This is a genomic window from Massilia soli, from assembly GCF_016809835.1.
In the GTDB taxonomy this organism is placed as follows: Bacteria; Pseudomonadota; Gammaproteobacteria; order Burkholderiales; family Burkholderiaceae_D; genus Telluria_A; species Telluria_A soli.
Genome location: NZ_JAFBIL020000004.1, coordinates 245,644 through 270,079 on the forward strand (window position 1 = coordinate 245,644; position 24,436 = coordinate 270,079).

The following is a 24,436-nucleotide window of genomic DNA, read 5'->3' on the forward strand; positions in this document are numbered from 1 at the left end:
GCAGGATCCAACCGTGCGCGTCTTTTCGATGTTGAACGCAAGACCGGCAATCGCCGGCGCCTGCATTTTCGTCCTTGCCGCCTGCGGCAAGCAGGACGAAGCGCCCCGTATCGCCGGCGGCGACGCCAGGGTCGGCAAGCAGCTGGTCGAGCAGTACCAGTGCGGCTCGTGCCATGCGATTCCCGACGTGCCGGCCGCGCGCGGCACCACCGGCCCCGGGCTGGACGGATTCGGGCGGCGCAGCTACATCGCCGGGCGCTTCCCCAACAACGCCGATGCGCTCACGCGCTGGCTCGTCAATCCTCCCGCCATGAAGCCCGGCACGCTGATGCGTGACCTGGGCGTGTCGCAGGACGATGCGCGCCACATGGCCGCTTTCATGTATACGCTCCGATGAGCGGCCAGCTGCAGTCAGTCCTGCATCCGGCCGGGCCGGACGCGGCCATCATCAGCCAGTTCGCCTGGGTGATGTTCGGCGCTGGCACCCTGATCCTGATCGGCGTGATGGTGATGCTGTACCTTGGCGTGAAGCGCGCGCCGCGCGAGATACGTCCGCTGCGCTGGATCGCCGGGGCCGGCATCATTTTCCCGCTGGTGGTGCTGTCGGCGCTGCTCGCATGGAGCACCTGGCGCAGCGCGCAGCTGACGCCGCAATCATCCAAGGCGTCGCTGGTGATCTCCGTGACCGCCAAGATGTGGTGGTGGGAAGTGCGCTATCACGACCCGCTGACCGGGCGCGAGATCATCTCGGCCAATGAAATCCGCATTCCCGCCGGCCGCGATGTCTATGTGGCGCTCACCGCCTCGGACGTCATCCACAGCCTGTGGGTGCCTGCGCTGGCCGGCAAGCGCGACATGGTGCCGGGCCGGATGACCGGGCTGACCCTGCGCGCCGACAAGCCGGGCCTGTACCGCGGCCAGTGCGCCGAGTACTGCGGCACCCAGCACGCGCGCATGGCGCTGCACGTGGTGGCCGAAACCCCGGCGGCTTTTGAGGCATGGCTGGCGCGCGAACGCCAGCCGGCCGCCGCGCCGACCGACGCCTTCCTCGAACGCGGGCGCCAGGCCTTCATCGGCCAGCGCTGCGCGGCTTGCCATACCATCCGCGGGGTCGACGGCGGCTCGCGCCTGGGCCCGGACCTGACCCACGTCGGTAGCCGCCTGCACATCGCGGCCGGCACCCTGCGCAATCATCGCGGCACCCTGGCCGGCTGGATCGCCGACCCGCAATCCATCAAGCCGGGGGCGCGCATGCCCCCTGCGAACGACATCGACGGCGAGACGCTGCGCGCGCTGGCCGCTTACCTTGAGCACCTGAAATGACGACCGACCACCAGACCTTGCCCAGCTCCCTGCCGCGACCGGAGGGCGAACTGGAGCGCCTGGAGGCGGTGTGGAAGACCCCGACCGGCTGGCGCTTCTTCTCCAGCGTGAACAACACCAATATCGGGCTGCTGTATATCGGCACCGCGTTGCTGTTCTTCGTGCTGGCCGGTATCCTCGGCCTGATGATGCGCGCCCAGCTGGCGGTCCCGGACAACACCCTGATGAGCGCCGGGACGTATAACCAGGTCTTCACCATGCATGGCACGGTGATGATGTTCCTGTTCGCGATCCCGATTGTCGAGGCGCTCGCGGTCTACCTGCTGCCGAACATGCTGGGAGCGCGCGACCTGCCCTTCCCGCGCCTGTCCGCCTACGCCTTCTGGGCTTACGCCATCGGCGGCCTTGCCTTCTTCTGCACCTTGTTCGTCGGGCTGGCGCCGGACGGCGGCTGGTTCATGTACCCGCCTCTCACGGGCGTCGAGTATTCGCCCGGATTGAACGCCGACTTCTGGCTGCTGGGGATCGGATTCATCGAGATCTCCGCGATCGCCGGCGCCATCGAACTGATCGTCGGCATCCTGTTTACGCGCGCGCCGGGCATGCGCTTGTCGCGCATGCCGGTCTACGCATGGGCGATGCTGGTGGTCGCCGTGATGATCGTATTCGCCTTCCCGGCCATCATCGCCGGCACCTCGCTGCTGGAGATGGAGCGCGCCTTCGACTGGCCGTTCTTCATCGCCGAGCGCGGCGGCGACCCGATCCTGTGGCAGCACCTGTTCTGGTTCTTCGGCCACCCGGAGGTCTACATCATCTTCCTGCCGGCGGCCGGCATGGTCTCGACGATGATCCCGACCATTGCCGGGATGCCGCTGGTGGGCCGCCGTTCGATCATCGTGGCGCTGGTCGCAGTCGGGTTCTTCAGCTTTGCGCTGTGGGCCCACCATATGTTCACCGCGGGCCTGGGCGTCATGGAAATGAGCTTCGTGTCCGCCGCCAGCATGGCGGTGGCGGTACCGACCGGCATCCAGGTGTTCGCCTGGATTGCCACGCTGTGGCGCGGCAAGGTGACAGTCAATGCGCCGACCTTGTTCCTGCTCGGCTTCATGTTCATCTTCGTCCTCGGCGGCCTGACCGGCGTGATGGTCGCGGTGCTGCCGTTCGACTGGCAGGTGCACGACACCTACTTCATCGTCGCCCACCTGCACTACGTGCTGATCGGCGGGATGGTGTTCCCGGTGTTCGCCGGCATGTACTACTGGCTCCCGCTGATCAACGGCCAGAAGATGTCGGAACCGGTGGCGCGCTGGGTGTTCGGCCTGATGTTCGGCGGCTTCAATATCGCCTTCTTCACGATGCACATCACCGGCCTGCTGGGCATGCCGCGCCGGGTCTACACGTATGACGCGAGCCTTGGCTGGAACGCGCTGAACATGGTGTCCACGGTGGGCGCGTTCATTCTCGCGGCCGGCGTGCTGCTGTTTGTCGTCGATTTGGTGCGCACCCTGCGCAAGCCTAAAAAGCAGGTGGACAATCCGTGGAATGCGGCGACGCTCGAGTGGCTGCCGTCGGAAGATTATGGCAACCGCAGCATTCCGTCCGTGACCAGCAACGATCCGCTGTGGCAGCAGCCATCGCTGTCGCACGAGGTCGCGGCGGGCCAGCACTACCTGCCGTTTACCGCCACCGGACACCGCGAGACCCTGGCCACCAGCCCGGTCGCCGCGCAACCGCGCTACCTGATGATCCTCCCTGGCGACAGCTGGTGGCCTCTGATCGCGGCGGCGGGCACCGCCGGCTTCTTCCTGCTGCTGACGGTGAAGATGATCGCCGCCGCGTGGGCCTGCGGGATCACCGCCGTCGTCGCCACCATCGTCTGGCTCTGGCAGCTCGACCGCGAGCCGCCGATGGCGCGCACCAAGGTGTCCGATACGCTGGTGCTGCCGGTCGGCGCAACCGGCGCGGCCTCGCAGTCGTGGTGGGGCACGATGATCATGCTGGTGGTCGATGCGACCATCTTCGCATCGTTTGTGTTCGCCTATATCCATATCTCGATGCGGCTCAACGTCTGCCCGCCGCCCGGCGCGGCGCTGCCTGACACGTTCTGGCCGCTGATGTCCTCCGGCCTGCTGGTCGCCGGTTCGGCCCTGATCGCACTGTCGAAACGCTTTATCGGAAGCTGGCCGATGCCGCTGCTGGTACTCGCCGCGCTGGCCTGCGTGCTGGCGGCGTTCGGATTCGACCTGAACGGATACCGGCTGGCAGACCTCGAACCGACCGAGCATGCCTGGAGCGCGGCGATTGCCGCCATCGTCTCCTACCAGGGACTGCATGTGGTGATCCTGACGCTGGCCGGACTGTTCCTCGCCGCGCGCGGCTGGTGCGGCTACGTCAGCCAGGCAAGCCGCGCCACGATCGACAATGTCGCGCTGATGTGGCACTACACGACGCTTCAGGGCATTGCGGCAGCGGCGGCGATTCACTTCGTTCCAATGGTGATGGCATGAGCATGCGCGACCGCTTCTTCGTGCGTGCGCTGATCGGCACGCTGCCGCTGCTGGTGTGGGCCGCGCACTTCTTTGTGAGCTACGCGCTGGTGGCGGCGCAATGCAGTCCGGCCGCGATCACCCGCGATGCGCCTGGCGTGTGGATGCTGGCCGCGCTGTCGGCGGCGGCGCTGGCCGCCTGCGCCTTGCTGCTGTGGCGCGCCTTGCGCGTGGTGCGCGCCGCCGGCGGGCACCCGGCGCTGCACGATTGGGCGGCACTGGGTTCCGGCATCCTTGGCTTGATGGGCGTCGCCTGGACCACCCTGCCGGTGTTCATGCTCGATGGCTGCGCCTGAATCAGGCGGTTTCTTCCGACATTAATCCCATCGCCGCCGATGGCGCGCCTGACTGGCGCCGCAAGGCGAACGACACCAGGCCAGGCAACTGCAGCAGCACCAGCACGCCGAACGCGACGCGGTAGGCAATCGCGGGATGCTGCCCGAGGTGATTCGGCTCCCACAAACCGATCAGCAGCCCGAAGCCGGCCTGCACGATGAAGGCGCCGACGAATATCAACAGGTTCAGACAGGTGGCGGCGCGCCCGGTGAGCGACTTGGGCATGCTCTGCGAAACGATCGCATACTCGATGCCGGTGATGGTCCCGATCAGCGTGAACAGGACCGACAGCAACTGAAAGCTCGGCTTCCAGTTGCACACGAATGCTATCTGCACTGCGATGAACAGGGCGATGCCGATGCCGGCCACGTCCAGCGGCTGGATGCCGCGCTTGCCCGCCCACTCGGTGATCATGCCGACCGCGATGGCGCCGAATATGACCGCCGCCATCGACAGGTACAGCAGGTAGACCACCGCATGATCGGGGAAGCGCGCAACGTCCGACAGCCAGCGCCCGACCCACAAGCCCTGGATGCCGAAGAAGACCGCATGCGGAATCAGGATCAGCGAGATCGTCTTGCGAAACGCCGGATCGGCATAGACCGCGGCAATCGATTCGAACACCGGAACCTTGGCCTTCGCCCTGGCCACTGGCTCGGCGCGCGGCGCGGCCGACCAGATCAGGACGGCGGTACAGGCGAGCAGTAGCGCCAGCATCACGAACAGGCCGCGCCAGTCCATGTGCTGCAAGGCGGCGCGGGCCGGGGCCGTGGCCGATGCCGCGCCCAGCCCGCCGATCGCGATCAGGAAGCCCTGTACCGACGGCAGCCGGGCCGGGTCGATCCACGTCGAGATGGCCTTGACCGCCGCCATGAAGCAGCCGCCAAGTCCAAGGCCGATCACGGCGCGCGCCAGCACCAGCCCCATGAAGCTCTGGCCCCAGGCGAACATCAGCGCACCGAGCGCGGCGACCAGCAACAGCACCAGCTGCACCTTGCGCGGGCCGTAGCGGTCAAGCGCGATGCCGACCGGCAGCTGCACCAGCGCGAACGAGACGAAGAACGCGCTGGTGAGCAGCCCAAGCTGGGCCGGGCTGAGGGCGAGCGATGCGACCAGGTCGGGCGCCAGCACCGCGTTCACGGTGCGCAGCAGCGCCGACAGGTAGTGTCCGAGTGCGAACGGCAGGAACACATAAAAGAAGACTTCCCTGCCGGTTAAACGCAGTGATGGCTGGTCGGCTCCCATGGTCGCGGCGCGAGGTCAGGCCGCGCTGTGGGTGTTTTCGCAGCTCTTGCCCTGGGCGCGCTGGGCCACCGAGATCGGAATGACCTTGGCTTGCGGCGCGCGCTGGCTGTGGTCGTCCTCGGTCTCAAAGAAGAATTTCTCCTTGCCGAAGGCCGGCACCAGGTGGTCGAGCCAGGTCGCCTTTTCGTCGAACTTGGCGAAGAACGGCTTGCGTACCCAGTCCGGATTGCGGGCCTGCAGGAACTGCAGCGCGAACAGTTTTTCGCCATTGATATTGACCACGCCGTCGATCGCCACCTTGCCCGGGAACGCGCTCATCGACGGACCGCGCACGGTGCGCGACAGGCCCGACACCATCTGGTACGCGGCCTGGAAAATCTCGTGCGCGCGCGCCAGCGGCAGCGAGAAGTATTCGCTCGGGCCGGTGTCGCGCTCGACGAACATGTAGTACGGGATCGCGCCCAGGCGCACGCCGGTGGTCCACAGTTCGGCCCAGCTCCTGGGGTCTTCATTGATGTGGCGGATCAGCGGGCCTTGCATGCGCAGGGTCGCGCCGGTCGAGACGATGCGCTTGACGGCGCGCTGGGCCATCTCGCCGCGCAGCTCCACGGCGTGACTGTAGTGCCCCATGATCGCCAGGTTCTTGCCGGCCTTGACGACGCGCTCGAACAGGCGCAGGAGGTCGTCTGAGTCCTTGTCGGTGACGAAGCGCTGCGGCCAGTAGGCGACCGACTTGGTGCCGAGGCGGATGTTCTGGATGTGCGCCAGTTCGGGCGCCAGCAGCGGTTCGATGAACTCGGTCAGCGAACGGGTATTCATGATCAGCGGGTCGCCGCCGGTGATCAGGACATCGGTGACGTCCGGATGCGCCTTCAGGTACGACACCAGCTCGGTGGTTTCACGGGCGTCGAACTTCATGTCGTCCATGCCGACGAACTGCGGCCAGCGGAAGCAGAAGGTGCAGTAGGCGTGGCAGGTCTGGCCCGAGCTTGGGAAGAACAGCACGGTTTCCTTGTACTTGTGCTGCAGGCCCTTGAGCGGGGTGTCGTTGACGCGCGGGACGTTATGGGTCATCTGGCCGGCCGGGTGCGGGTTCATGCGCATGCGGATCGCGTGCACCTGCCTGGCAATCGCGGCGTCGTCTTTTTTGAACAGCACCAGGTCGCGCAGCGCTTCGTATTCGTCGGCGTGCAGCATGTCGCGGTGCGGGAAGACCAGGCGGTAGATCGGGTCGTCAGGGATGTTCGACCAGTCGATCAACTGCTCCATCACGTATTCGTTGGCGCGGAACGGCAGCACGTGCGACACCACCTGCACGGCTTCCTGCAGGTCGGCCGGCATCCACTGCCACTGGCGCGCCTGGTGGATGCTCTGGCGGGTGTAAGGCTTGAATTTTGCTGAGGTTTGTTCGCTAGTCACGACGGTCTCCTGTTTTGGAAAAATAGGATCGGGGTATTCCTACACAGTTAAGGAATTACCGGCAGAGAAGTCATCTTAGGCTTGCCGGTAGGAATGTAATTGCCGCGCATCAACGCTATTGCTCGAAGATTTCCATCTGGAACAAATGCCGCAAGGGAATTGATTGTTGTCCTTGCGCTGCGCGGTGGGCCGCGCTTGCGTTAGCGCAAATCAGTGCTTGCACGCACGCGTAAATTAGCCAATGCACCTAAGCAATATTTAACCCGTGCATCAAACCTCAGGAGACTTTCATGAAACTGCTACTCACCGCCACCGCGCTGTGCTGCGCCCTCGCCACCGGCGCCGCGTTTGCTTCCGAACCGACTGAAAAAGACGCGATCGCCATGGTCGAGCGCGGCGTGGCCCTGGTTAAAGCCAAGGGCAAGGACGAAATGATCAAGAAGATCAATGCCAAGGACCCGGAGTACGTCCAGGGCTCGCTGTACATCGACATGCGCGACGCCAAGACCGGCATCGTGCTGGCGCATCCGATCAACCAGTCGATCGTCGGCAAGGACCTGACCGACGTGCCCGATGCGACCGGCAAGAAGTATCGCCGCGAGATCATCGAGCTGGCCGCCAAGTCGAACAAGGGCTGGGTCGACTACCACTACAAGAATCCAACCAGCGGCAAGATCGAGCCGAAGACCACCTACATCCAGCTGGTCGACGGCGTGGTGCTGGAAGCGGGCATCTACAAGAAGTAAGCGCGACAGCGCGGGCGGCGCTGCCGCCCGCTTAACGTTTTTGCCGGGGGAACTGCATGCTCAACAAACTGCGAATTGGCCCGAAGCTGCTGCTTGCCCCGGGCCTGGTACTGGCCCTGCTGATGCTGTTGTCGGCGGCCGCTTACTACGGCATGGTGCGCCAGAACGCATCGCTCGAAAACATGGTGCAGGTGCGCGCCGCGCGCCTCAAGGCCACCGCCGACATTTCGGGCGACGCCAAGCACGCGCACGCCAACATCTACCAGCTGCTGGCCTGGATCAACGGCAGCTTCGCCAAGAACCGCCTCGATGCGCTGACCGCCGACATCGGCAAGAAGCACACGGCCATCAAGGCCCAGCTGACCGCGCTGGCCGCGGTGTCCGGCCCGGCCGAACGTACGCTGCTCGATGCGTCGGCCAAGTCGCTTGAGGCCTACCGCAAGAGCGTCGCCGAAACCATCGAGCTGGCGCAGGTCGACCAGTCGATCGCGACCAACTCGATGCAGAAGGCGGAGAAGGAATTCGGCATCCTGAATGGCCACCTGGCGCAGCTGGCCGCGCGCGAAAAGGCGCTGAGCGAAGCGGCCTACGGCGAGGCCAAAAGCGAATTCCACACCTTTGGCGTGTCGCTCGCGGTGCTGGTGCTGCTGTCGATCGGCTTGTCGATGGTCGTGACGATGCTGGTGCGGCGCGCCATGCTGAAAGATATCCGCGCGATCTCGGACGTGGTCTCCGAACTGGCCCAGGGCCGCCTGAGCGCGGGCGTCGGCAACCGCGGCCGCGATGAAATCGCCGATACCTCGCGCGCGCTGGACCAGACCATCGCCAACCTGAACCAGACATTGCGCACGGTGCTCGCGTCGGTACAGTCGATCGACACCGCGTCGCAGGAAATCGCCACCGGAAACCTCGACCTGTCGAGCCGTACCGAGATGCAGGCCGGCTCGCTGGAAGAAACCGCCAGCGCGATGGAAAGCCTGACCCTGGCGGTGAAGGAGAACGCCAACAACGCGCGCCTGGCCAACGAGCTGGCCGCCAGTGCCGCCAACCTGGCCGCCGACGGCGGCAAGGCGGTAGACCGGGCGGTGACGACCATGGAGCGCATCAAGGGAAGCTCGCGCAAGATCGTCGAGATCATCGGCGTCATCGACGGCATTTCGTTCCAGACCAATATCCTGGCGCTCAACGCCGCCGTGGAAGCGGCGCGCGCCGGCGAACAGGGACGCGGATTTGCTGTCGTGGCGGCGGAAGTGCGCACGCTGGCGCAGCGCTCGGCGGCGGCGGCCAAGGAAATCAAGGCGCTGATCGCCGATTCGGTGGCGATCATCGACGGCGGCAGCGCCTCGGTCAATGAAGCCGGCAGCAGCATGGGCCACATCGTGGCATCGGTGCGCCAGGTGAACGAGATCATCGAGCGCATCAGCGTGGCCAGTTCGCAGCAGGCCGAAGGCATCGCCGAGGTGAACAACGCGGTTGGCCAGATGGACGACATGACCCAGCAGAACGCCGCGCTGGTCGAACAGGCGGCGGCCGCTGCGGCCAGCCTGCACGAGCAGACCATCACACTGGCCGAGGCGGTCGCGGTCTTCAAGATCGACGACGGGGCCGGCGCGCCGCCGCCAGCCGGCGCCGACGAAGCGGGCTTCCATCATCCGGCCGAGCGGCGCGCCGGCGCGAGCCCGATGCGCGGCGGCCCGCCTGCCAGCATCGGCGTCAATCCATCGGTAGCAAAGCGCGCCGCCCGCCGCGCCAGCTAGCTGGCGCGGAACGGCTTGCTGACGAAGCCCGACCCGGCCAGCCCGAAGCGCCACGGCACCGCCATCGCCTTGGAGATGCCGATGCGCGGACCGGCCACCAGTTGCACCGGAATGTCGGGCGCCAGCAGCGCGAACGGCGGCCCGGCCAGCGACGCGCCGTTGAGCGCGCGCGTGACGCCCAGCGCCTGGCACAGCTTGCCGGGCCCCGAGCACAGCGAGCGAGGATCGAGGACGCCACGCCGTTCGCGCATGCGCTCGATTCCGACCAGCGGCTCGAGCGCCCGGATCAGCACCCCGGCGCCATGGCCATGCTCGCGGCAGACGAAGTTGAGGCACCAGTGGATGCCGTACGAGCGGTAAACATAGGCATGCGCCGGGGCGCCGAACATCGCGCCGTTGCGCTCGGTCGGTCCAGCGTAGGCATGCGAGGCCGGGTCTTCGCGGTCATACGCCTCGGTTTCCACGATGCGCCCGCCGACGCCATTGACCAGCACCACGGTACCGATCAGCTGCTGCGCCACCTGCTCGGCCGGCGCATGAAAGTCGATTCCTGCAAGAATAGTCTTCATGCAAGAAGTTTATATTGATATCGCATGTCACCGCTGTACAGACCAAATTGCCACAGATCGCGATTGCCGAGATGCAACAACCCGGGCATTCGTTTATAGTTGAGCTTTGAAGCACGCACCAGCGGCCATCGCCGCGCTATCCAATGAGCAACCTAGCCGATATGGCAACATCGAGCGCGGACCCGGTCGACGCCCTGATCAAATCGATCCGGATTCCGCCGCGTCCCAGCCTGCTGGCCGACATGCAGCGCGAGCTGGCGGCCGCGGATCCCTCGCCTGACGCGATCGGACGCATCGTCGCGCGCGACGTCGGCATGTCCGGCGCCCTCCTCAAGCTCGCCAATTCCTCGTTTTACGGCGGCAAGCGCAAGGCCAAGTCGATCGAGCAGGCCATCCTGTTCCTCGGCATTAACCAGGTCGCCTCGCTGATGACCGGGCTGCTGGCGCGCCAGGCCATCGCCACTGACAATGCCGCGCTGGCCAACTTCTGGGACATTTCCGGACGTCGCGCACAGGCGATGGTGCACCTGTCGCGCCGCCTGCGCATCGGCGAGGCCGACGTGGCCCACACCTTCGGCCTGTTCTGCGACACCGGCGTGCCGCTGCTGATGGACCGCTTCCCCGACTATGCCGACACCTTCGGCGCCGCCGGCCAGGAGCCGGAGCGCGCGTTCACCGCGCTTGAAGATGAACGCCACAGCACCAACCATGCCGCCATCGGCTGCCTGCTGGCGCGTAACTGGGGCCTCTCGAGCGACGTCTCGTGGGCCATCCTGCACCACCACGACTACAGCGTCTTCGACGACGGCACCACCGCCGACGGCGTACGGTCGCTGGTGTCGCTGTCGCTGCTGGCCGAGTGCGCGATCCAGAAGTACCAGGGCCACGCCGACTCGGTCGAATGGAACAAGGGCGGCCAGCGCGCCTGCGCCTATCTCGGCCTGTCCGACGAAGAGACCCACGACCTGCTCGACGAACTGCACGAATCGTTCCACCAGGACCACTGACCGCTGGTCTTTACTTTCGCCGCCGCCGGGACGATACTGAAGTCTGATCCGGCGCCGCATGCCGCCGTATCCCAGACGGAGACGCGACATGACGATCCTGGCAAAACTCACCACCAGGCTGGCCGCAGTGCTGGCGCCCCTGCTGCTTGGCGCGTGCGCCGCGGTGCCGCTGCCTGCCCCGCTGGCGGCCAACCACCTGTTTTCCGACGCGGCGTTCAAGCCGCCCTCCGAGCCGGTTGGCGCCGCCGACCTGTTCACCCTCAGTCCCGCCATGCGCGCGTACCTCAACAGCCCCGCGTTCACGTCGCAGGTGCGGCAGAAGGGCGCCCAGCAAGGCCTGGTATCGGCCCTGTACCAGAAGGGCGAGCTGAAACTCGAATACGAGTCCAGCAAAACGCGCACCGCCGCCGAGACCTACGACGCGCGGGTCGGCAACTGCCTGTCGCTGGTGGTGATGACGGCGGCGTTCGCGCGCGAGCTGGGCGTGCCGGTCACGTACCAGAACGTGATGGTCGATTACACCTGGAGCCGCACCGGCAACCTCTACTTCGGCAGCAGCCATGTCAACCTGGTGCTGACCGAAAATTCGCCCGCGTTCATGCGCGCCTATCAGAACGTGCTGCCGACCTTGACCATCGACTTCTTGCGGCCAAAGGATTCCGACGAATTCCACACGCATCCGCTGGAGGAGCGCGACATCGTCGCCATGTACCAGAACAACCGCGCCGCCGAGGCGCTGGCGCAGGACCGCGTCGACGATGCCTACTGGTGGGCGCGCGAGGCGGTGCGGCAGAACCCGAACTTCATCACCGCGTACAACACGCTGGCGGTCATTTACCAGCGGCGCGGCGACAACGCGCTGGCCGAGCGGGTGTTCCGCGCGGCGCTGGAACGCGAACCGGAAAACCTGGTGGTCATGCACAACCTGGTGCCGGTGCTGGCCGCGATGGGCAAGACTGGCGAATCGAACCAGATCAAGGCGCGCCTGGCGGTGATCGAGCCGCATCCGCCGTTCTACTACTTCAACCGCGGCATGGCGGCGATGGAAAAGGGCGACTTCCAGGAGGCGCGCAACCTGTTTGCGAAAGAGGTCAAGCGCGCGCCGTACTATCACGAGTTCCACTTCTGGCTGGGAATCGCGCACTGGCGCCTGGGCGACGGGCGCAGCGCGCATCAGGAACTGAAGCTGGCACTCGATACCAGCACGACCAATGCGGCCAGCCAGCGGTATTCGGCCAAGCTGAGTCAACTGAAAGGTGGCGCGGCGAAGCGGAAGCGGCTGTACTAGGCCGATCGGTGAGGCGCCTGCTGGTCCGGTCGATGACGCGCTAGGGCAGCAGGTGACGCCATGCTGCCAGCTTCGCCTCGAATGACATCGCCGCATGCGCCGGCGATGTCGAGGGCAGCACCAGTGTCCGGTATCCCTCGGCGGCAAACCGCGGCGCGAACTTGCCCGAGGCCTGGCCATTGAAGCCGACCGTCTCGAGCCGCGGACAGAGCGTGCGCAGGCGTTCAAAATCATTGGCGGCAGCGTTGCGAATGCCGGAATCGAGGCTGCCTTCGCGTTCGCAGGCAGCCAGCACATCCCACAAGCCGAAGCGATGCGCCAGCAGGCGCGGCAGGCGTTCGGCATACGGCAGCGCCGCCAGCTCGTCACCGAGCACCGCCGACAGCAAGCGCCACAGCTGGTTGCGCGGGTGCGCGTAGTATTGTCCAGCGGCCAGCGAGGCGGCGCCGGGGAAGCTTCCGAGGACGAGCACGCGGGTGTTCGCGTCGACAACGGGCGCGAGTCCCGACAGGGTGGTGAGGGTAGCTGGCATGAGGCCGCATCATAATCGATTCTGCGCGGCGTGGCCGGTGTAGAATTCCTGAACAATGAAACCGACTCACGGAGACAGACCGATGCAAAACACCGGCCAGGCGCAGGACATCCATACCTTGCTGTCGCAGTACAGCGACAGCCACCGCAACCATACCAACGAGCTGATCCACATCGTGTGCGTGCCGTTGATCGTGTTTTCGCTGCTCGGCATGATCTGGGCAGTGCATCCGCTTGCGGCCGTTGCCGTCGTGGCGGCATCGCTGTACTACTACTTCCAGCTGTCGAAGCCGTTTGCCATCGGCATGCTGGCGATGGCGGCCGTCATGCTTGCACTGTTGGCCCTGCTGCCGCCGGCAGCGGTACTGGCGCTGTCGATCGCAATCTTCGTGCTTGCCTGGGTCGGCCAGTTTGTCGGCCACCAGATTGAAGGCAAGAAGCCATCCTTCCTCGACGACCTGCGTTTCCTGCTGATCGGCCCGCTGTTCGTGCTCAGCTTCCTGTACCGCCGCTTCAAGGTTGCGTATTGAGTACCGGTCCCGGTCAGCGATGATCGGGAAGCAGCAGCGACATGGCCGCGCTGGCATGCTTGCCGTCGGACTGGGCCGCCTCCACCACGATGGCGGTGCACAGCGCCACATGCGCGATCAACAGCGCAACTCTCAGGTGCATCGACAGCTTCATCTCTATCCTCTGGGTTAACCAAAACATCATACGTGCGGTGCCCTGCGCGCCTGCCTCACGGCGCCTGCCTTTTGACCGGCGTCACAGGCCCGAGACCCCCATGTCGTTTCCATGTCATATCCAGCAGGAAATGATTTTTGACCGTATACTTTCGCCATGTCATCCCCTCTCCTCTTTGTTATCGCGTCCCTGATCTGGGGCTCGACGTTCTGGGCCATCACCTTGCAGCTGGGCGACGTTGCGCCCGCGGTGTCGGTCGCTTACCGTTTCGCGCTCGCATCGGCTGCGCTGTTCGCCTGGTGCCTGCTGCGCGGCGACCGCCTGCGGCTGCCATGGAAGGTGCAACGCTGGAGCTTGCTGCAGGGCTTCTTCACCTTCGGCCTGTCCTACGTCTGCACCTACAACGCCGAGCAGTATCTGATCTCCGCGCTGGTGGCGGTACTGTTCGCGCTGATGGTGTTCTGGAACCCGATCTGCAGCCGCTTCGCGTTCGGCACGCCGATCTCGTGGCGCACCTGGGCTGCGGGTGCGGTCGCCATGGGCGGCGTGACGATGCTGTTCTATCCATCCATTTCGTCGTCGTGGAAAGACATCGGCGACGGCGGCAGTGGCCACTTCCTGCTCGGCCTGGTGCTTGCGCTGACGGCCACGATCGCCAGTTCGGTCGGCAACATCATGGTGGTGAAGGTGCGCGAGCAGTCGACCAACCTGTTCCTGACGATGGCCTGGTCGATGTTCTGGGGCAGCGCGATGGTGACGCTGTGGGCGCTGGCCAATGGCGAATCGTTCACCCTGCCGGCGGCGCCGCGCTACTGGTTCGGGTTGTTATACCTGTCGATGTTCGGTTCGGTGATCGCGTTTGCCGCCTACTTCACGCTGATCAACCGCATCGGCTCGTCTAAAGCGGTCTACATTGGCGTGATCACGCCCGTCATTTCCGTGCTGCTGTCGATGCAGCTCGAACACTACCGGCCCGGCCCGCTAGAGTGGTTCGGCATGATATTGTGCCTGTCCAGCGTGGCCTGGGTGATGGCATCGCCCGAACCCCAGCCAGCCAAATCCATCAACCTGACTACCGTACCCGAGGTTCCATGACTGTTTCGAACGCCTTTTCCATCCGCCCGGCCCAGCCGTCCGACGTTGCCCACATCCACGCGATGATCATCGAGCTGGCCGTTTTCGAAAAACTCGAACACCTGGTGGTGGCCACCGAAGAACTGCTGCACGAAGGCCTGTTCGGCGCGCGCCCGGCGTGCGAAGCCATCATTGGCGAGGAAGATGGCGAGGTCGTCACCTTTGCGCTGTTCTTCCACAACTTCTCGACCTTCCTCACCAAGAAAGGCCTGTACCTGGAAGACCTGTACGTCAAGCAAGCACATCGCGGCAAGGGATTCGGCAAGCAGATGCTGGTCAAGCTGGCGCAACTGGCCGTCGAGCGCCACTGCGGACGTTTCGAATGGTCGGTGCTCGACTGGAACGAGCCCGCGATCAACTTCTACAAAGCAATGGGCGCCGACATTTTGCCGGACTGGCGCGTCTGCCGGGTGACGGGCTCCGCGCTGACCCATCTGGCGTCCCCCACCGCCTAAAAAATCTGTCCCCGATTTTGGAACTGTTTTTATTCGGGAAAGAAAAAACCCACGGGCTGTGGAGCACCGTGGGTTAAACCCAACTGTTAGGATGGGGAGGGGAGACGTTGAATCGAACAATTTCACTATAGATGCGAATCTGTCACGATTCTTGAAACCTTACAATTGCTTACTGGTGTACCAACTGTGGATACAAGCGGTACCTAATAATTACTCATCTACACTATTGCGTGTTGATCAGAGTCAAGCAATTTCCTCCGGTTCAGTTCCCCTCCCCTTAGCACCGCACTGCACGGGTTGAACCCGATGCCATAGGACAGCTCCGCCGGGCGGCCGATCTGCCATAGCGCGAAGTCGGCGTACTTGCCAACTTCGAGCGTTCCAATCTCGTCCTGCAATCCAAGCGCGTGCGCCGCATTGATCGTGCAGCCGGCCAGCGCTTCCTGTGGCGTCAGCCGCCATAGCGTGCATGCCATGTTCATCGCCAGCAGGATCGATGTCATCGGCGAGGTGCCGGGGTTGCAGTCGGTCGCCACCGCCATCTTGACGCCAGCCGCGCGCAGCGCTGCCACCGGGGGCGGCGTGGTATCGCGCAGGAAGTAGTAGGCGCCGGGCAGCAGCACCGCCACGGTGCCCGCGGTCGCCATCGCGTCGATGCCGCCCTGCGTCAGGTGTTCCAGATGGTCGGCCGATAGCCCGCCGAAGCGCGCCACCAGAGCCGCGCCGTCCTGGTCGGACAGCTGTTCGGCGTGCAGCTTGACCGGCAGGCCGAGCTTTTTGGCGGCGTTGAACACGCGCTCGGTCTGGGCATGGGAAAAGCCGATCCGCTCGCAAAACGCATCGACGGCGTCGGCCAGTCCTTGCGCCGCCAGCGCCGGCAGCATGCGCTCGCAGATCTCGTCGATGTAGTCGTCGGCGCGCCCGGCAAACTCGGGCGGCAGCGCGTGGGCGCCAAGGAAGGTGGTCGCTACCCGCACCGGTAGTTCCTCGCCGACCCGGCGCGCAACGCGCAGCATCTTCGCTTCGGCTTCAGTCGACAGCCCATAGCCGGACTTGATCTCGATCGTGGTTACGCCTTCGGCCAGCAGGCTGGCCACGCGCGGCAGGCTTTGGCGCAGCAGCTCGTCTTCCGAGGCGTCGCGGGTGGCACGCACAGTGGACATGATGCCGCCGCCGGCGCGGGCGATGTCTTCATATGTCGCGCCATTCAGGCGCGCCTCGAACTCGCCGCTGCGGTTACCGGCGTGGACGATGTGCGTGTGGCAGTCGATCAGTCCCGGCGTCAGCCAGCAGCCGCCGCCGTCATGTTCGACGCGGGCGCCGCGGGCGCCGCGCGGTGCGTCGGCCTGTTTGCCAAGCCATGCGATACGGCCGTCCTTGACGCCGACGGCGCCGTCGGGAATCTCGCCATAACCATCAACCATCGTCGCCAGGTGGACATGGGTAATCAGTAAGTCCAGAGCCATTTACGCCCCGTCCAGGAAGATATCGATTACCAGTACCGCCGCCGTCCCGGTCTCGAGCTTCCAGACGGTGTCGGTGTCGAAGATGACGGCGTCGAAGCGCACCATGCCGATCCGCTCGGTGTCGCTGCTGACCGACAGGCTTTCGCCCTCGGCCAGGAACAAGATGGTGATGTCGCCGCGCGGCGCGAATTCGGAGATGCCTTCGAGGCTGCGCCGCCCCAGCCGATGATGGCAGCGTGAGCGCCGCGTCATCACGTTGAAGTCGGTGGTCGGGGCGCCCAGCATCGTGGCTGTCACCTTGGCCTCGCCGGGAAATTCGACAATCGGCGACTCTTCGTTGAGCACAAAGCGCGCGTCGCCGTCGATGTCGAGGCTTACTCCCGGGCCCTCGACCAGCGCCAGCGTGCGGTCGATATCGCGGAAGATCGAGAACGGTCCGTCGTGCGCGATGGTGGCAAGGCTGATGCGCCAGTCGAATTCGTCGAACGCCGCGCCGGGCGGCGACACCGCAATCTCAATCGTGCTGCCGCCGCCGTTTTTCCATGGCGCCGGTTCCAGGCTTGCGTACGGTATCAGGACTGTCATGATCGTAGCCTTCGCAGTTCGGTGAGCACTTGTTTGTAGCGTTGCGTAATCGCGTCCTGGCCCATGTGGGCGCCGTCGCGCACTACCCAGCGGCCGCCAGCCAGCACGTCCCTCACCAGGTTGTCGTTACCGCAGAAGACAACGCTTCCCAGCACGTCGGACGGCTCCGCGCCGTCCAGGTTCGGGTGCTCGCTGTCGAGCACCAGCAGGTCGGCGCGCAGGCCCGCTGACAGCGATCCTACCCTGCGTCCGGCAGCAAGCGCGCCACCTTGAAGTGCGCCCTGCCATAAAAAGTCGCCGACCTTGCGCTGCTCGGCGGATGCGGCCACGTTGCGGCGCTGGTGCAGCAGGCGCTGGCCATATTCGAGCCAGCGCAGTTCTTCAACCGGACTTTGCGATATATGGCTGTCGCTGCCGATGCCGAAGCGCCCGCCGGCTTTCAAGAATGGCTCAAGCGGGAACAGTCCGTCGCCAAGATTTGCCTCAGTCGTCGGGCACAGCCCAGCCACGGCGCCGCTGGCGGCAAGCGATGCGACCTCGCCCTCGTCCAGATGCGTCGCGTGCACCAGGCACCAGCGCGCATCGACGTCGATATTGTCGAGCAGGTAGCGCACCGGGCGCGCGCCAGTCCGGGCCACGCTTTGCTGCACCTCGCCCTGCTGCTCGGCGATGTGGATGTGCACCGGGCGGCTATCCGGAAGGCTGGCCAGCAGCTCGCGTACCTGCGCGATCGACGCGGCGCGCAGCGAGTGCGGCGCCACCCCGACTTCAGTCTGGGCATCGCGCAGCGGTTCAAGCGACTCGACGATGCGCAGGATGTCGGCGGGGTCGGTGCGGAAGCGGTTCTGCTCCGGTTTGAGCGGCTGCTCGCCAAAGCCCGAATAGCTGTACAAGACGGGCAGCATGGTAATGCCGATACCCGCGGTTTTCGACGCGGCGACGACCCGCTCCGCGGTCTGCGCGGGGCGCGCGTACATCGCCCCCTGCTGGTCGCGCTGTACGTAATGGAACTCGCACACCGATGTGTAGCCATGGCGCAGGCACTCCGAAAACAGCTGCGCGGCGATGGCTTCGATGTGTTCCGGCGTGATGTTACGCGCGAACCGGTACATCAGGTCACGCCAGGTCCAGAAGCTGTCGGGTCCCTCGCCCGCCGTTTCGGTCAGCCCGCCCAGCGCGCGCTGGAAGGCGTGCGAGTGCAGGTTGACCATGCCCGGCATGACCAGGCAGGCAACTGGCACGCCATGCGGCTGGACGGTATCCGGCGTGACCGCGAGCAGGTCGCCGGCGTCGTTCCATTCGATGTGGACATCGCGCCGCCAGCCCTCCGGCAGCAGCGCATGTTGGGCGAACAGCGCGTTCACGTGCGCACCCAGCTGACCGCCGCTTCCATCATCTGCTGCAGCAATCCCTGTACCTCGCGCGCGCGCTCCGGGCGATAGGCGAAAGGCGGCGTCTCGTCCATGTAGAGGCACTGCGCCATCTCGAGCTGGATGGCATGCACGTTCTTGTCCGGCTGGCCGAAGCTGCGTGTGATGTAGCCGCCTTTGAACCGGCCATTGACCGCGACGGAGAAACGCTCCTGCGCCTGCGCGATGCCGACCACGGCCTGCTCCAGCCCAGGCGCGCAGGACGCGCCCGAAGCGGTGCCGAAGTTCAGGTCAGGCAGGCGTCCTTCGAAAAAGCGCGGCACAACCGAGGCAATCGAATGCGCGTCCCATAGCACCACCTGGCCATGGATCGACAGCAGGCGCTCCAGTTCCGCCCCGATCTGCGCGTGATACGGGTGCCAGTAGTGCCGCAGCCGCCCGCGCACTTCGCGCTCGTCGGGCTCCTGGCCGGGCAGGTACAGCGGCGCACTGCCGAAGGTGTCGACAGGGCACAGGCCTGTCGTGTCCATGCCCGGATACAGGTTGGTGTTTTCGGGCGGGCGATTCAGGTCGATCACGTAGCGCGACCAGCGCGCCGAAATGGTTGACGCACCCATCTGCTCCAGAAAATCGTACAGCTGCACCAGGTGCCAGTCTGTGTCCGCCTTCACCAGCGCTTCCGGCGACATGCGGGCAGCAAGATCGTCCGGGATGTCGGTGCCGACGTGCGGCATCGATACCAGAAACGGAAGCGTGCCTGCCTTGAACTGGAAATCCATGCCTGACTCCTGAATCAGTTATACAACGATGCAAACAGCTCCTTGCAACCAGCGCTCAGTTCACCCTTGATGACCATCTGCTTGGCCGCTTCGATGTCGGGCGCGAAGAAGCGGTCGGTGTCGAAGAACGGCACCTTCCGGCGCAGCTGCGCGTGCACCTGCTCCAGGTACGGCGACGACGCCAGCGGCCGATGGAAGTCGACGCCCTGCGCCGCCGCCAGCAGTTCGATGCCGACAATGACGGACGTATTGTGCGCCATATCGTCGAGCCTGCGCGCGGCGAAGGTCGCCATGCTGACGTGGTCTTCCTGGTTGGCGGACGTTGGCAGGCTGTCGACGCTGGCAGGATGCGCAAGCGACTTGTTTTCCGACGCCAGCGCGGCCGCGGTGACGTGGGCGATCATGAACCCGGAGTTGACGCCCGGGTCGCCCACCAGGAAAGGCGGCAGGCCGGACAAGGTGGCGTCGATCAGCAGCGCGATGCGGCGCTCGGACAGCGCGCCGATTTCGGCGATGGCCAGCGCCAGCGTGTCGGCCGCAAAGGCAACCGGCTCGGCATGGAAGTTACCGCCCGAGATAATCTCGCCGGTCTCAGGGAAGATCAGCGGGTTGTCGGTCACGGCGTTCGCTTCAATCAGCAAGGTCCGTGCGACGTTTTTGATCAGGTCCATCACCGCGCCCATGACCTGCGGCTGGCAGCGCAGGCTGTATGGGTCCTGTACGCGCTCGTCGCCGACCAGGTGCGAGGCGCGGATCGCGCTGCCCGCCACCAGCTGGCGGTACATGCCCGCGGTGGCGATCTGGCCCGGCTGGCCGCGCACTTCATGCACCCGCGCGTCGAACGGCGAATCGCTGCCCTTTGCCGCATCCAGCGACAAGGCGCCCGTCACGATACCCGCCTCCAGCAGGCGTTCGGCCATGAACAGGCCATGCAGGGCCAGCGCGGTCGAGGTCTGGGTGCCGTTGATCAGCGCCAGGCCTTCCTTGGCGGCCAGGACGACCGGCTCGATGCCGGCCGCCTTGAGGGCGTCGGCGGCGTCAACCAGCTTGCCGTCCACGCGCACCTGGCCGACACCCATGATCGCCAGCGACATGTGCGCCAGCGGCGCGAGGTCGCCCGATGCGCCGACCGAACCCTTGGCCGGAATCGCCGGCGTAATGCCCGCGTTATAGATGGCGATCAGCGTGTCGATGATCAGCGGGCGCACGCCGGAGAAGCCGCGCGCCAGGCTGCCGACCTTCATCAGCACGATCAGGCGCACCACCGCGTCGGACAGCAATTCGCCGGTGCCCACGGAATGCGACAAGATCAGGTTGCGCTGCAGCTCTTCGAGCCTGGCGTCAGGAATACGGGTCTTGGCCAGCAGGCCGAAACCGGTGTTGATGCCGTAGGCCGCATCGCCTTTGGCGACGATCTTTTCGACCGCCGCGGCCGACGTGCGGATGACCGGATACGCTTCCGCAGCCAGTGTCAGTTTGCTGTGCGAGGACCATACCGCGCGCAGGTCGTTGAGCGTCATCGCGCCAGGATTCAGGGTCCAGCCAGTGTTTGGATGCATAGTCATGGTGTGTATTCTTTACTTGATCATCGGGAGATTCAGGCCGTTGCGCTTGGCGCAGTCGACGGCGGTGTCGTAGCCGGCATCGGCATGGCGCATCACGCCCGAGCCGCTGTCGTTGACCAGCACGCGCGCCAGGCGCTTGGCGGCGGCATCGGTACCGTCGGCCACAATGACCACGCCCGAATGCTGCGAGTAGCCCATGCCGACGCCGCCGCCGTGGTGCAGCGAGACCCAGGTCGCGCCGCCAGCGGTGTTGAGCATGGCGTTGAGCAGCGGCCAGTCCGATACCGCGTCGGTCCCGTCGCGCATGCTCTCGGTTTCGCGGTTCGGGCTGGCGACCGAGCCGGTGTCGAGGTGGTCGCGGCCGATCACGATCGGCGCCTTCAGCTCGCCGGTGCGCACCATCTCGTTGAATGCGAGGCCCGCGATGTGGCGCTCGCCCAGGCCCAGCCAGCAAATGCGCGCCGGCAGGCCCTGGAAGGCGATGCGCTCGCGCGCCATGTCGAGCCAGCGGTGCACCTGCGCGTGATGCGGGAACAGCTCCTTGATCTTGGCATCGGTCTTGTAGATATCTTCCGGATCGCCCGACAGCGCCACCCAGCGGAACGGGCCGCGGCCTTCGCAGAACTGCGGACGGATGTAGGCCGGTACGAAGCCGGGGAATGCGAAAGCATCCTTGACGCCTTCGTCGAGCGCGACCTGGCGGATGTTATTGCCGTAGTCGACCGCCTTGACGCCCATGGCGTGGAAATCGAGGATCGCCTGCACATGCACGGCGCACGACGCCGCCGCTTCGGCGGTCAGACGCGCATGCTGCGACGGGTCTTTTTGCGCGTCCTTCCACTGCTCCACGGTCCAGCCGCGCGGCAGGTAGCCGTTGATCAGGTCATGCGCCGAGGTCTGGTCGGTAACCAGATCGGGCATGATGCCGCCCGCCTTGGCGCGCCTGACCAGTTCCGGCAGCACGTCGGCAGCGTTGCCAAGCAGCGCGATGGAGACCGCTTCGCGTTTTTCGGTGTGGTGCTTGATCAGCGCGATGGCGTCGTCGATGTCCCTGGCCTGCTTGTCGACATAGCGGGTGCGCAGGCGGAAGTCGATGCTGCTTTGCTGGCACTCGATGTTGAGCGAGACCGCGCCGGCGAAGGTGGCCGCCAGCGGCTGCGCGCCGCCCATGCCGCCTAGGCCCGCGGTCAGGATCCACTTGCCGCCCCAGTCGCCGCCGAAGTGCTGGCGGCCGGCTTCCGCGAAGGTTTCGTACGTGCCCTGCACGATGCCCTGGGTGCCGATGTAGATCCAGCTGCCCGCGGTCATCTGGCCGTACATGAACAGGCCCTTGCGATCGAGTTCGTTGAAGTGTTCCCAGTTGGCCCATTTCGGCACCAGGTTCGAATTGGCGATCAGAACGCGCGGCGCGTTTTCGTGGGTCTGGAATACGCCGACCGGTTTGCCGGACTGTATCAACAGGGTCTGGTCGTCTTCGAGTTCGCGCAGCGAGGCGAGGATCTGGTCGTAGCACGCCCAGTTGCGGGCTGCGCGGCCGATACCGCCGTACACCACCAGGTGCTTCGGATTCTCGGCCACCTCGGCGTCGAGGTTATTCTGGATCATCCGGTAAGCCGCTTCGGTCAGCCAGCTTTTGCAGGACAGCTCGGTGCCGCGCGGCGCGCGGATCTCGCGGCTGCCGTCGTAACGCGGATCGTCGTCCAGGTGGGTCGAATCGTGGCTCATGGCGCTGCTCCTTGAAGGTTAACGGGGCGCGCCACCGGGGCGCGCCATCATGCATCCTCAAAGTCTAAGTTGTATATACAACATAGTCAAATGTTTTTGCAGCCGGCTTATCTGGCGCCAAACACCTGCTTCCCGCCGACCCAGGTTTGCAGCACCACGGTTTTGTGGATATCCTTCGCCGGCATCTTGAACAGATCCTGGTCGATGACGATGAAGTCGGCCCACTTGCCCTTCTCCAGCGATCCTATGATTTTTTCCTGATGCCCGGCATAGGCGGCGTCAAGAGTGAAGCAGCGGAACGCTTCCTTCAGCGTCATGGCCTCGTTGGCGTACCAGCCGCCGTCGGGACGGCCGGCCGCATCCTGGCGCGTCACCGCCGCGTGGATGCCGTAGAACGGGTTTGGCGACTCGACCGGGAAATCGGAGCCGCAGGCGATCTTCGACCCCTGATTGAGGAAGGTGCGCCAAGCGTAGGCGCCCTTGATGCGCTTCGGGCCGACGCGGTCTTCGGCCATGTTCATGTCGGATGTCGCGTGGGTTGGCTGCATCGACGGCACGATGCCGATTTCCTTGAAGCGCGCGATGTCGTCCATCGTGACGACCTGCGCGTGCTCCATCCGGTGGCGCAGCGCGCCGGTGGCGGTTCTGCCCACCAGCTTCGTGTAGCCGTCAAGGATCTGGCGGTTGCCCGCGTCGCCGATGGCGTGCACGTTGACCTGGTAGCCCTTCTTCATCGCCTTTTCCATCAAGCCGTAGATGTCCGGGCTCTTGCGGAACAACAGGCCGTGCGACTTCGGCTCGTCGCTATACGGCTCGATCAGCGCGGCGCCGCGGCTACCCAGCGCGCCGTCCGAATACAGCTTCACCGAACGCAGTGCGTACATGTCGTTGGCGTAGCTTTTCAGTGGGCCGCTCGTGGCCAGCGCGTCGAAGTCGCCGGCTACGTCGCCGATCATGCCGTACACGCGCGTGGTCAGCTTGTTGTTGTCGGCGTAGTCGCGGTACAGGCGGTCGTTACCGACGGCGATGCCGGCATCGTGCACGCTGGTCAGGCCCATCCTGGCGATCTGCTGGAGCGAGCGGTCAAGCACGCGGCGCGATTCGGCCTCGGTCTGCTTCGGCATCACCTTGGTGACCAGGTCCTGCGCGGAGTCGATCAACACACCGGTCGCATTGCCGCTGGCATCGCGGACGATCTTGCCGCCTGCCGGATCGGGCGTGTCCCTGGTGATGCCAGCCAGCTGCAGCACGCGCGAATTGCCCCAGCCGGCGTGGCCGTCGACGCGCTCAAGCCAGATCGGCCGGTCGGCTACGGCCGTGTCCAGCTCCGCCGCGGTCGGGAAGCGGTCAAGCTTCCAGATCACCTGGTTCCAGCCGCGCCCGCGCAGCCAGGCCTGGCCTGGATTGGCCTTGGCATAGTCGCCCGCCGCCTTCAGCGCCTCGGCCAGCGTGGCCGAGGTGGAGAGGTCGAGCTGGGTCAGCATCTCGCCCAGGCCGAACACGTGGCCGTGCGCGTCGATCAGGCCAGGCAGCACGGTCTTGCCCTGAACGTCGATGTGCTTCGCGTTCTTCGCCTTCGCCGCGACTTCCTTTGCGCCGCCGACCGCGATGATGCGGCCCTTGTCATCGAACGCCAGCGAGGAGAACCTCACCAGCTCGTTCTTGCTGTTGAGCGTGTAGCCATTGGCGTTGTCGATCACAGTGTCGGCCAGCGCCGGCGCGATGGCGCCCAGCGAGGCCAGGGCGAACAAGGAACACTGCAGGGGAATCATGCGCATCGGTCTCTCCGTTTTTTGTAGGTTTAAACAACAAACGAAGTGTATCCAAGTTTTCCCTGCTCTACTGCTACTTTGAGGTCAGGTGCTCCATTTGAACCAGAAGATGGCGCCGAAGGTGCCGGCCGCAA

23 protein-coding genes are annotated in these 24,436 nt (G+C 65.2%); 11 read left to right on the forward strand and 12 right to left on the reverse strand.

Annotation, left to right across the window (positions count from 1 at the left end; translation table 11 throughout):
* Positions 1 to 28: 28 nt before the first annotated feature.
* Genes I4X03_RS11315 through I4X03_RS11330 form a run of 4 tightly spaced genes read left to right on the forward strand, consistent with a single transcriptional unit; the run spans position 29 to position 4,165 of the window.
* Positions 29 to 397 (forward strand): c-type cytochrome, encoded by a 369-nt coding sequence (locus I4X03_RS11315; RefSeq protein WP_223468327.1) that lies wholly within the window; start codon positions 29 to 31, stop codon positions 395 to 397.
* Entirely contained in the window at positions 394 to 1,323 is a 930-nt protein-coding gene (locus I4X03_RS11320; RefSeq protein ID WP_223468328.1) for a cytochrome c oxidase subunit II, read from the forward strand. The genes I4X03_RS11315 and I4X03_RS11320 overlap by 4 nt, the downstream gene beginning before the upstream one ends.
* Positions 1,320 to 3,830 (forward strand): cytochrome c oxidase subunit I, encoded by a 2,511-nt coding sequence (gene ctaD / locus I4X03_RS11325; protein WP_223468329.1) that lies wholly within the window; start codon positions 1,320 to 1,322, stop codon positions 3,828 to 3,830. Before I4X03_RS11320 ends, ctaD begins: the two co-directional genes overlap by 4 nt.
* Positions 3,827 to 4,165 carry a hypothetical protein gene (locus tag I4X03_RS11330; RefSeq protein WP_223468330.1) on the forward strand — a complete coding sequence of 113 codons (339 nt, stop codon included), beginning with the start codon at positions 3,827 to 3,829 and terminating at the stop codon, positions 4,163 to 4,165. The genes ctaD and I4X03_RS11330 overlap by 4 nt, the downstream gene beginning before the upstream one ends.
* A 1-nt stretch (position 4,166) precedes the next feature.
* On the opposite strand, the gene I4X03_RS11335 is transcribed toward I4X03_RS11330, so the two are convergent.
* Together I4X03_RS11335 and I4X03_RS11340 are read right to left on the reverse strand one after the other, a co-directional pair.
* Positions 4,167 to 5,450 (reverse strand): MFS transporter, encoded by a 1,284-nt coding sequence (locus I4X03_RS11335; protein ID WP_223468331.1) that lies wholly within the window; start codon positions 5,448 to 5,450, stop codon positions 4,167 to 4,169.
* A gap of 15 nt (positions 5,451 to 5,465) precedes the next feature.
* A complete protein-coding gene (locus I4X03_RS11340) occupies positions 5,466 to 6,869 on the reverse strand; it encodes a KamA family radical SAM protein (protein WP_223468332.1) in 1,404 nt (467 codons plus the stop codon).
* 290 nt (positions 6,870 to 7,159) lie between these two features.
* Here I4X03_RS11340 and I4X03_RS11345 point away from each other — a divergent pair, with 290 nt between their 5' ends.
* Together I4X03_RS11345 and I4X03_RS11350 are read left to right on the forward strand one after the other, a co-directional pair.
* On the forward strand, positions 7,160 to 7,615 hold the full coding sequence (locus I4X03_RS11345) for a cache domain-containing protein (protein WP_223468333.1): 456 nt from the start codon (positions 7,160 to 7,162) through the stop codon (positions 7,613 to 7,615).
* A gap of 56 nt (positions 7,616 to 7,671) precedes the next feature.
* Positions 7,672 to 9,372: a methyl-accepting chemotaxis protein gene (locus tag I4X03_RS11350; RefSeq protein ID WP_223468334.1), complete on the forward strand. Its 1,701-nt coding sequence runs from the start codon at positions 7,672 to 7,674 to the stop codon at positions 9,370 to 9,372.
* Here the strand turns inward: I4X03_RS11350 and I4X03_RS11355 are convergent.
* Positions 9,369 to 9,941: a DNA-3-methyladenine glycosylase gene (locus tag I4X03_RS11355; protein ID WP_223468335.1), complete on the reverse strand. Its 573-nt coding sequence runs from the start codon at positions 9,939 to 9,941 to the stop codon at positions 9,369 to 9,371. The genes I4X03_RS11350 and I4X03_RS11355 overlap by 4 nt on opposite strands.
* Before the next feature lie 143 nt (positions 9,942 to 10,084).
* Here I4X03_RS11355 and I4X03_RS11360 point away from each other — a divergent pair, with 143 nt between their 5' ends.
* Both I4X03_RS11360 and I4X03_RS11365 read left to right on the forward strand, forming a co-directional pair.
* Positions 10,085 to 10,948 carry an HDOD domain-containing protein gene (locus tag I4X03_RS11360; protein ID WP_223468336.1) on the forward strand — a complete coding sequence of 288 codons (864 nt, stop codon included), beginning with the start codon at positions 10,085 to 10,087 and terminating at the stop codon, positions 10,946 to 10,948.
* Between the two features lie 88 nt (positions 10,949 to 11,036).
* Positions 11,037 to 12,236, forward strand: coding sequence for a tetratricopeptide repeat protein (locus I4X03_RS11365; RefSeq protein WP_223468337.1), 1,200 nt, complete (start codon positions 11,037 to 11,039; stop codon positions 12,234 to 12,236).
* Positions 12,237 to 12,276: 40 nt separating this feature from the next.
* Here the strand turns inward: I4X03_RS11365 and I4X03_RS11370 are convergent, their stop codons facing one another.
* Positions 12,277 to 12,768, reverse strand: coding sequence for a DNA-deoxyinosine glycosylase (locus tag I4X03_RS11370; RefSeq protein ID WP_223468338.1), 492 nt, complete (start codon positions 12,766 to 12,768; stop codon positions 12,277 to 12,279).
* An 82-nt stretch (positions 12,769 to 12,850) separates the two neighbouring features.
* Here I4X03_RS11370 and I4X03_RS11375 point away from each other — a divergent pair, with 82 nt between their 5' ends.
* Positions 12,851 to 13,297, forward strand: a complete 447-nt coding sequence (locus I4X03_RS11375; RefSeq protein WP_223468339.1) for an Mpo1 family 2-hydroxy fatty acid dioxygenase — start codon at positions 12,851 to 12,853, stop codon at positions 13,295 to 13,297.
* Positions 13,298 to 13,310: 13 nt separating this feature from the next.
* On the opposite strand, the gene I4X03_RS23095 is transcribed toward I4X03_RS11375, so the two are convergent.
* Entirely contained in the window at positions 13,311 to 13,439 is a 129-nt protein-coding gene (locus I4X03_RS23095) for a hypothetical protein (protein WP_267874049.1), read from the reverse strand.
* A gap of 168 nt (positions 13,440 to 13,607) precedes the next feature.
* On the opposite strand from I4X03_RS23095, the gene I4X03_RS11380 reads away from it, so the two are divergent.
* The gene (locus I4X03_RS11380) at positions 13,608 to 14,546 is read left to right on the forward strand and encodes a DMT family transporter (RefSeq protein WP_223468340.1); all 939 of its coding nucleotides are present in this window, start codon (positions 13,608 to 13,610) and stop codon (positions 14,544 to 14,546) included.
* Entirely contained in the window at positions 14,543 to 15,040 is a 498-nt protein-coding gene (locus I4X03_RS11385; RefSeq protein WP_223468341.1) for a GNAT family N-acetyltransferase, read from the forward strand. Before I4X03_RS11380 ends, I4X03_RS11385 begins: the two co-directional genes overlap by 4 nt.
* A 218-nt stretch (positions 15,041 to 15,258) precedes the next feature.
* Here the strand turns inward: I4X03_RS11385 and hutI are convergent, their stop codons facing one another.
* The 7 genes from hutI to I4X03_RS11420 form a co-directional block, all read right to left on the reverse strand.
* The gene (gene hutI / locus I4X03_RS11390; protein ID WP_223468342.1) at positions 15,259 to 16,506 is read right to left on the reverse strand and encodes an imidazolonepropionase; all 1,248 of its coding nucleotides are present in this window, start codon (positions 16,504 to 16,506) and stop codon (positions 15,259 to 15,261) included.
* Positions 16,507 to 17,091, reverse strand: coding sequence for a HutD/Ves family protein (locus tag I4X03_RS11395; protein WP_223468343.1), 585 nt, complete (start codon positions 17,089 to 17,091; stop codon positions 16,507 to 16,509). It lies immediately after the preceding gene.
* The gene (locus I4X03_RS11400) at positions 17,088 to 18,455 is read right to left on the reverse strand and encodes a formimidoylglutamate deiminase (protein ID WP_223468344.1); all 1,368 of its coding nucleotides are present in this window, start codon (positions 18,453 to 18,455) and stop codon (positions 17,088 to 17,090) included. The genes I4X03_RS11395 and I4X03_RS11400 overlap by 4 nt, the downstream gene beginning before the upstream one ends.
* Positions 18,452 to 19,240, reverse strand: a complete 789-nt coding sequence (gene hutG, locus I4X03_RS11405) for an N-formylglutamate deformylase (RefSeq protein ID WP_223468345.1) — start codon at positions 19,238 to 19,240, stop codon at positions 18,452 to 18,454. Before hutG ends, I4X03_RS11400 begins: the two co-directional genes overlap by 4 nt.
* Before the next feature lie 14 nt (positions 19,241 to 19,254).
* Positions 19,255 to 20,799 carry a histidine ammonia-lyase gene (hutH, locus tag I4X03_RS11410; RefSeq protein ID WP_370660515.1) on the reverse strand — a complete coding sequence of 515 codons (1,545 nt, stop codon included), beginning with the start codon at positions 20,797 to 20,799 and terminating at the stop codon, positions 19,255 to 19,257.
* 18 nt (positions 20,800 to 20,817) lie between these two features.
* Positions 20,818 to 22,530 (reverse strand): urocanate hydratase, encoded by a 1,713-nt coding sequence (gene hutU / locus I4X03_RS11415; RefSeq protein WP_223468347.1) that lies wholly within the window; start codon positions 22,528 to 22,530, stop codon positions 20,818 to 20,820.
* A gap of 107 nt (positions 22,531 to 22,637) precedes the next feature.
* Positions 22,638 to 24,308: an amidohydrolase gene (locus I4X03_RS11420; protein WP_223468348.1), complete on the reverse strand. Its 1,671-nt coding sequence runs from the start codon at positions 24,306 to 24,308 to the stop codon at positions 22,638 to 22,640.
* Positions 24,309 to 24,436 lie beyond the last annotated feature (128 nt).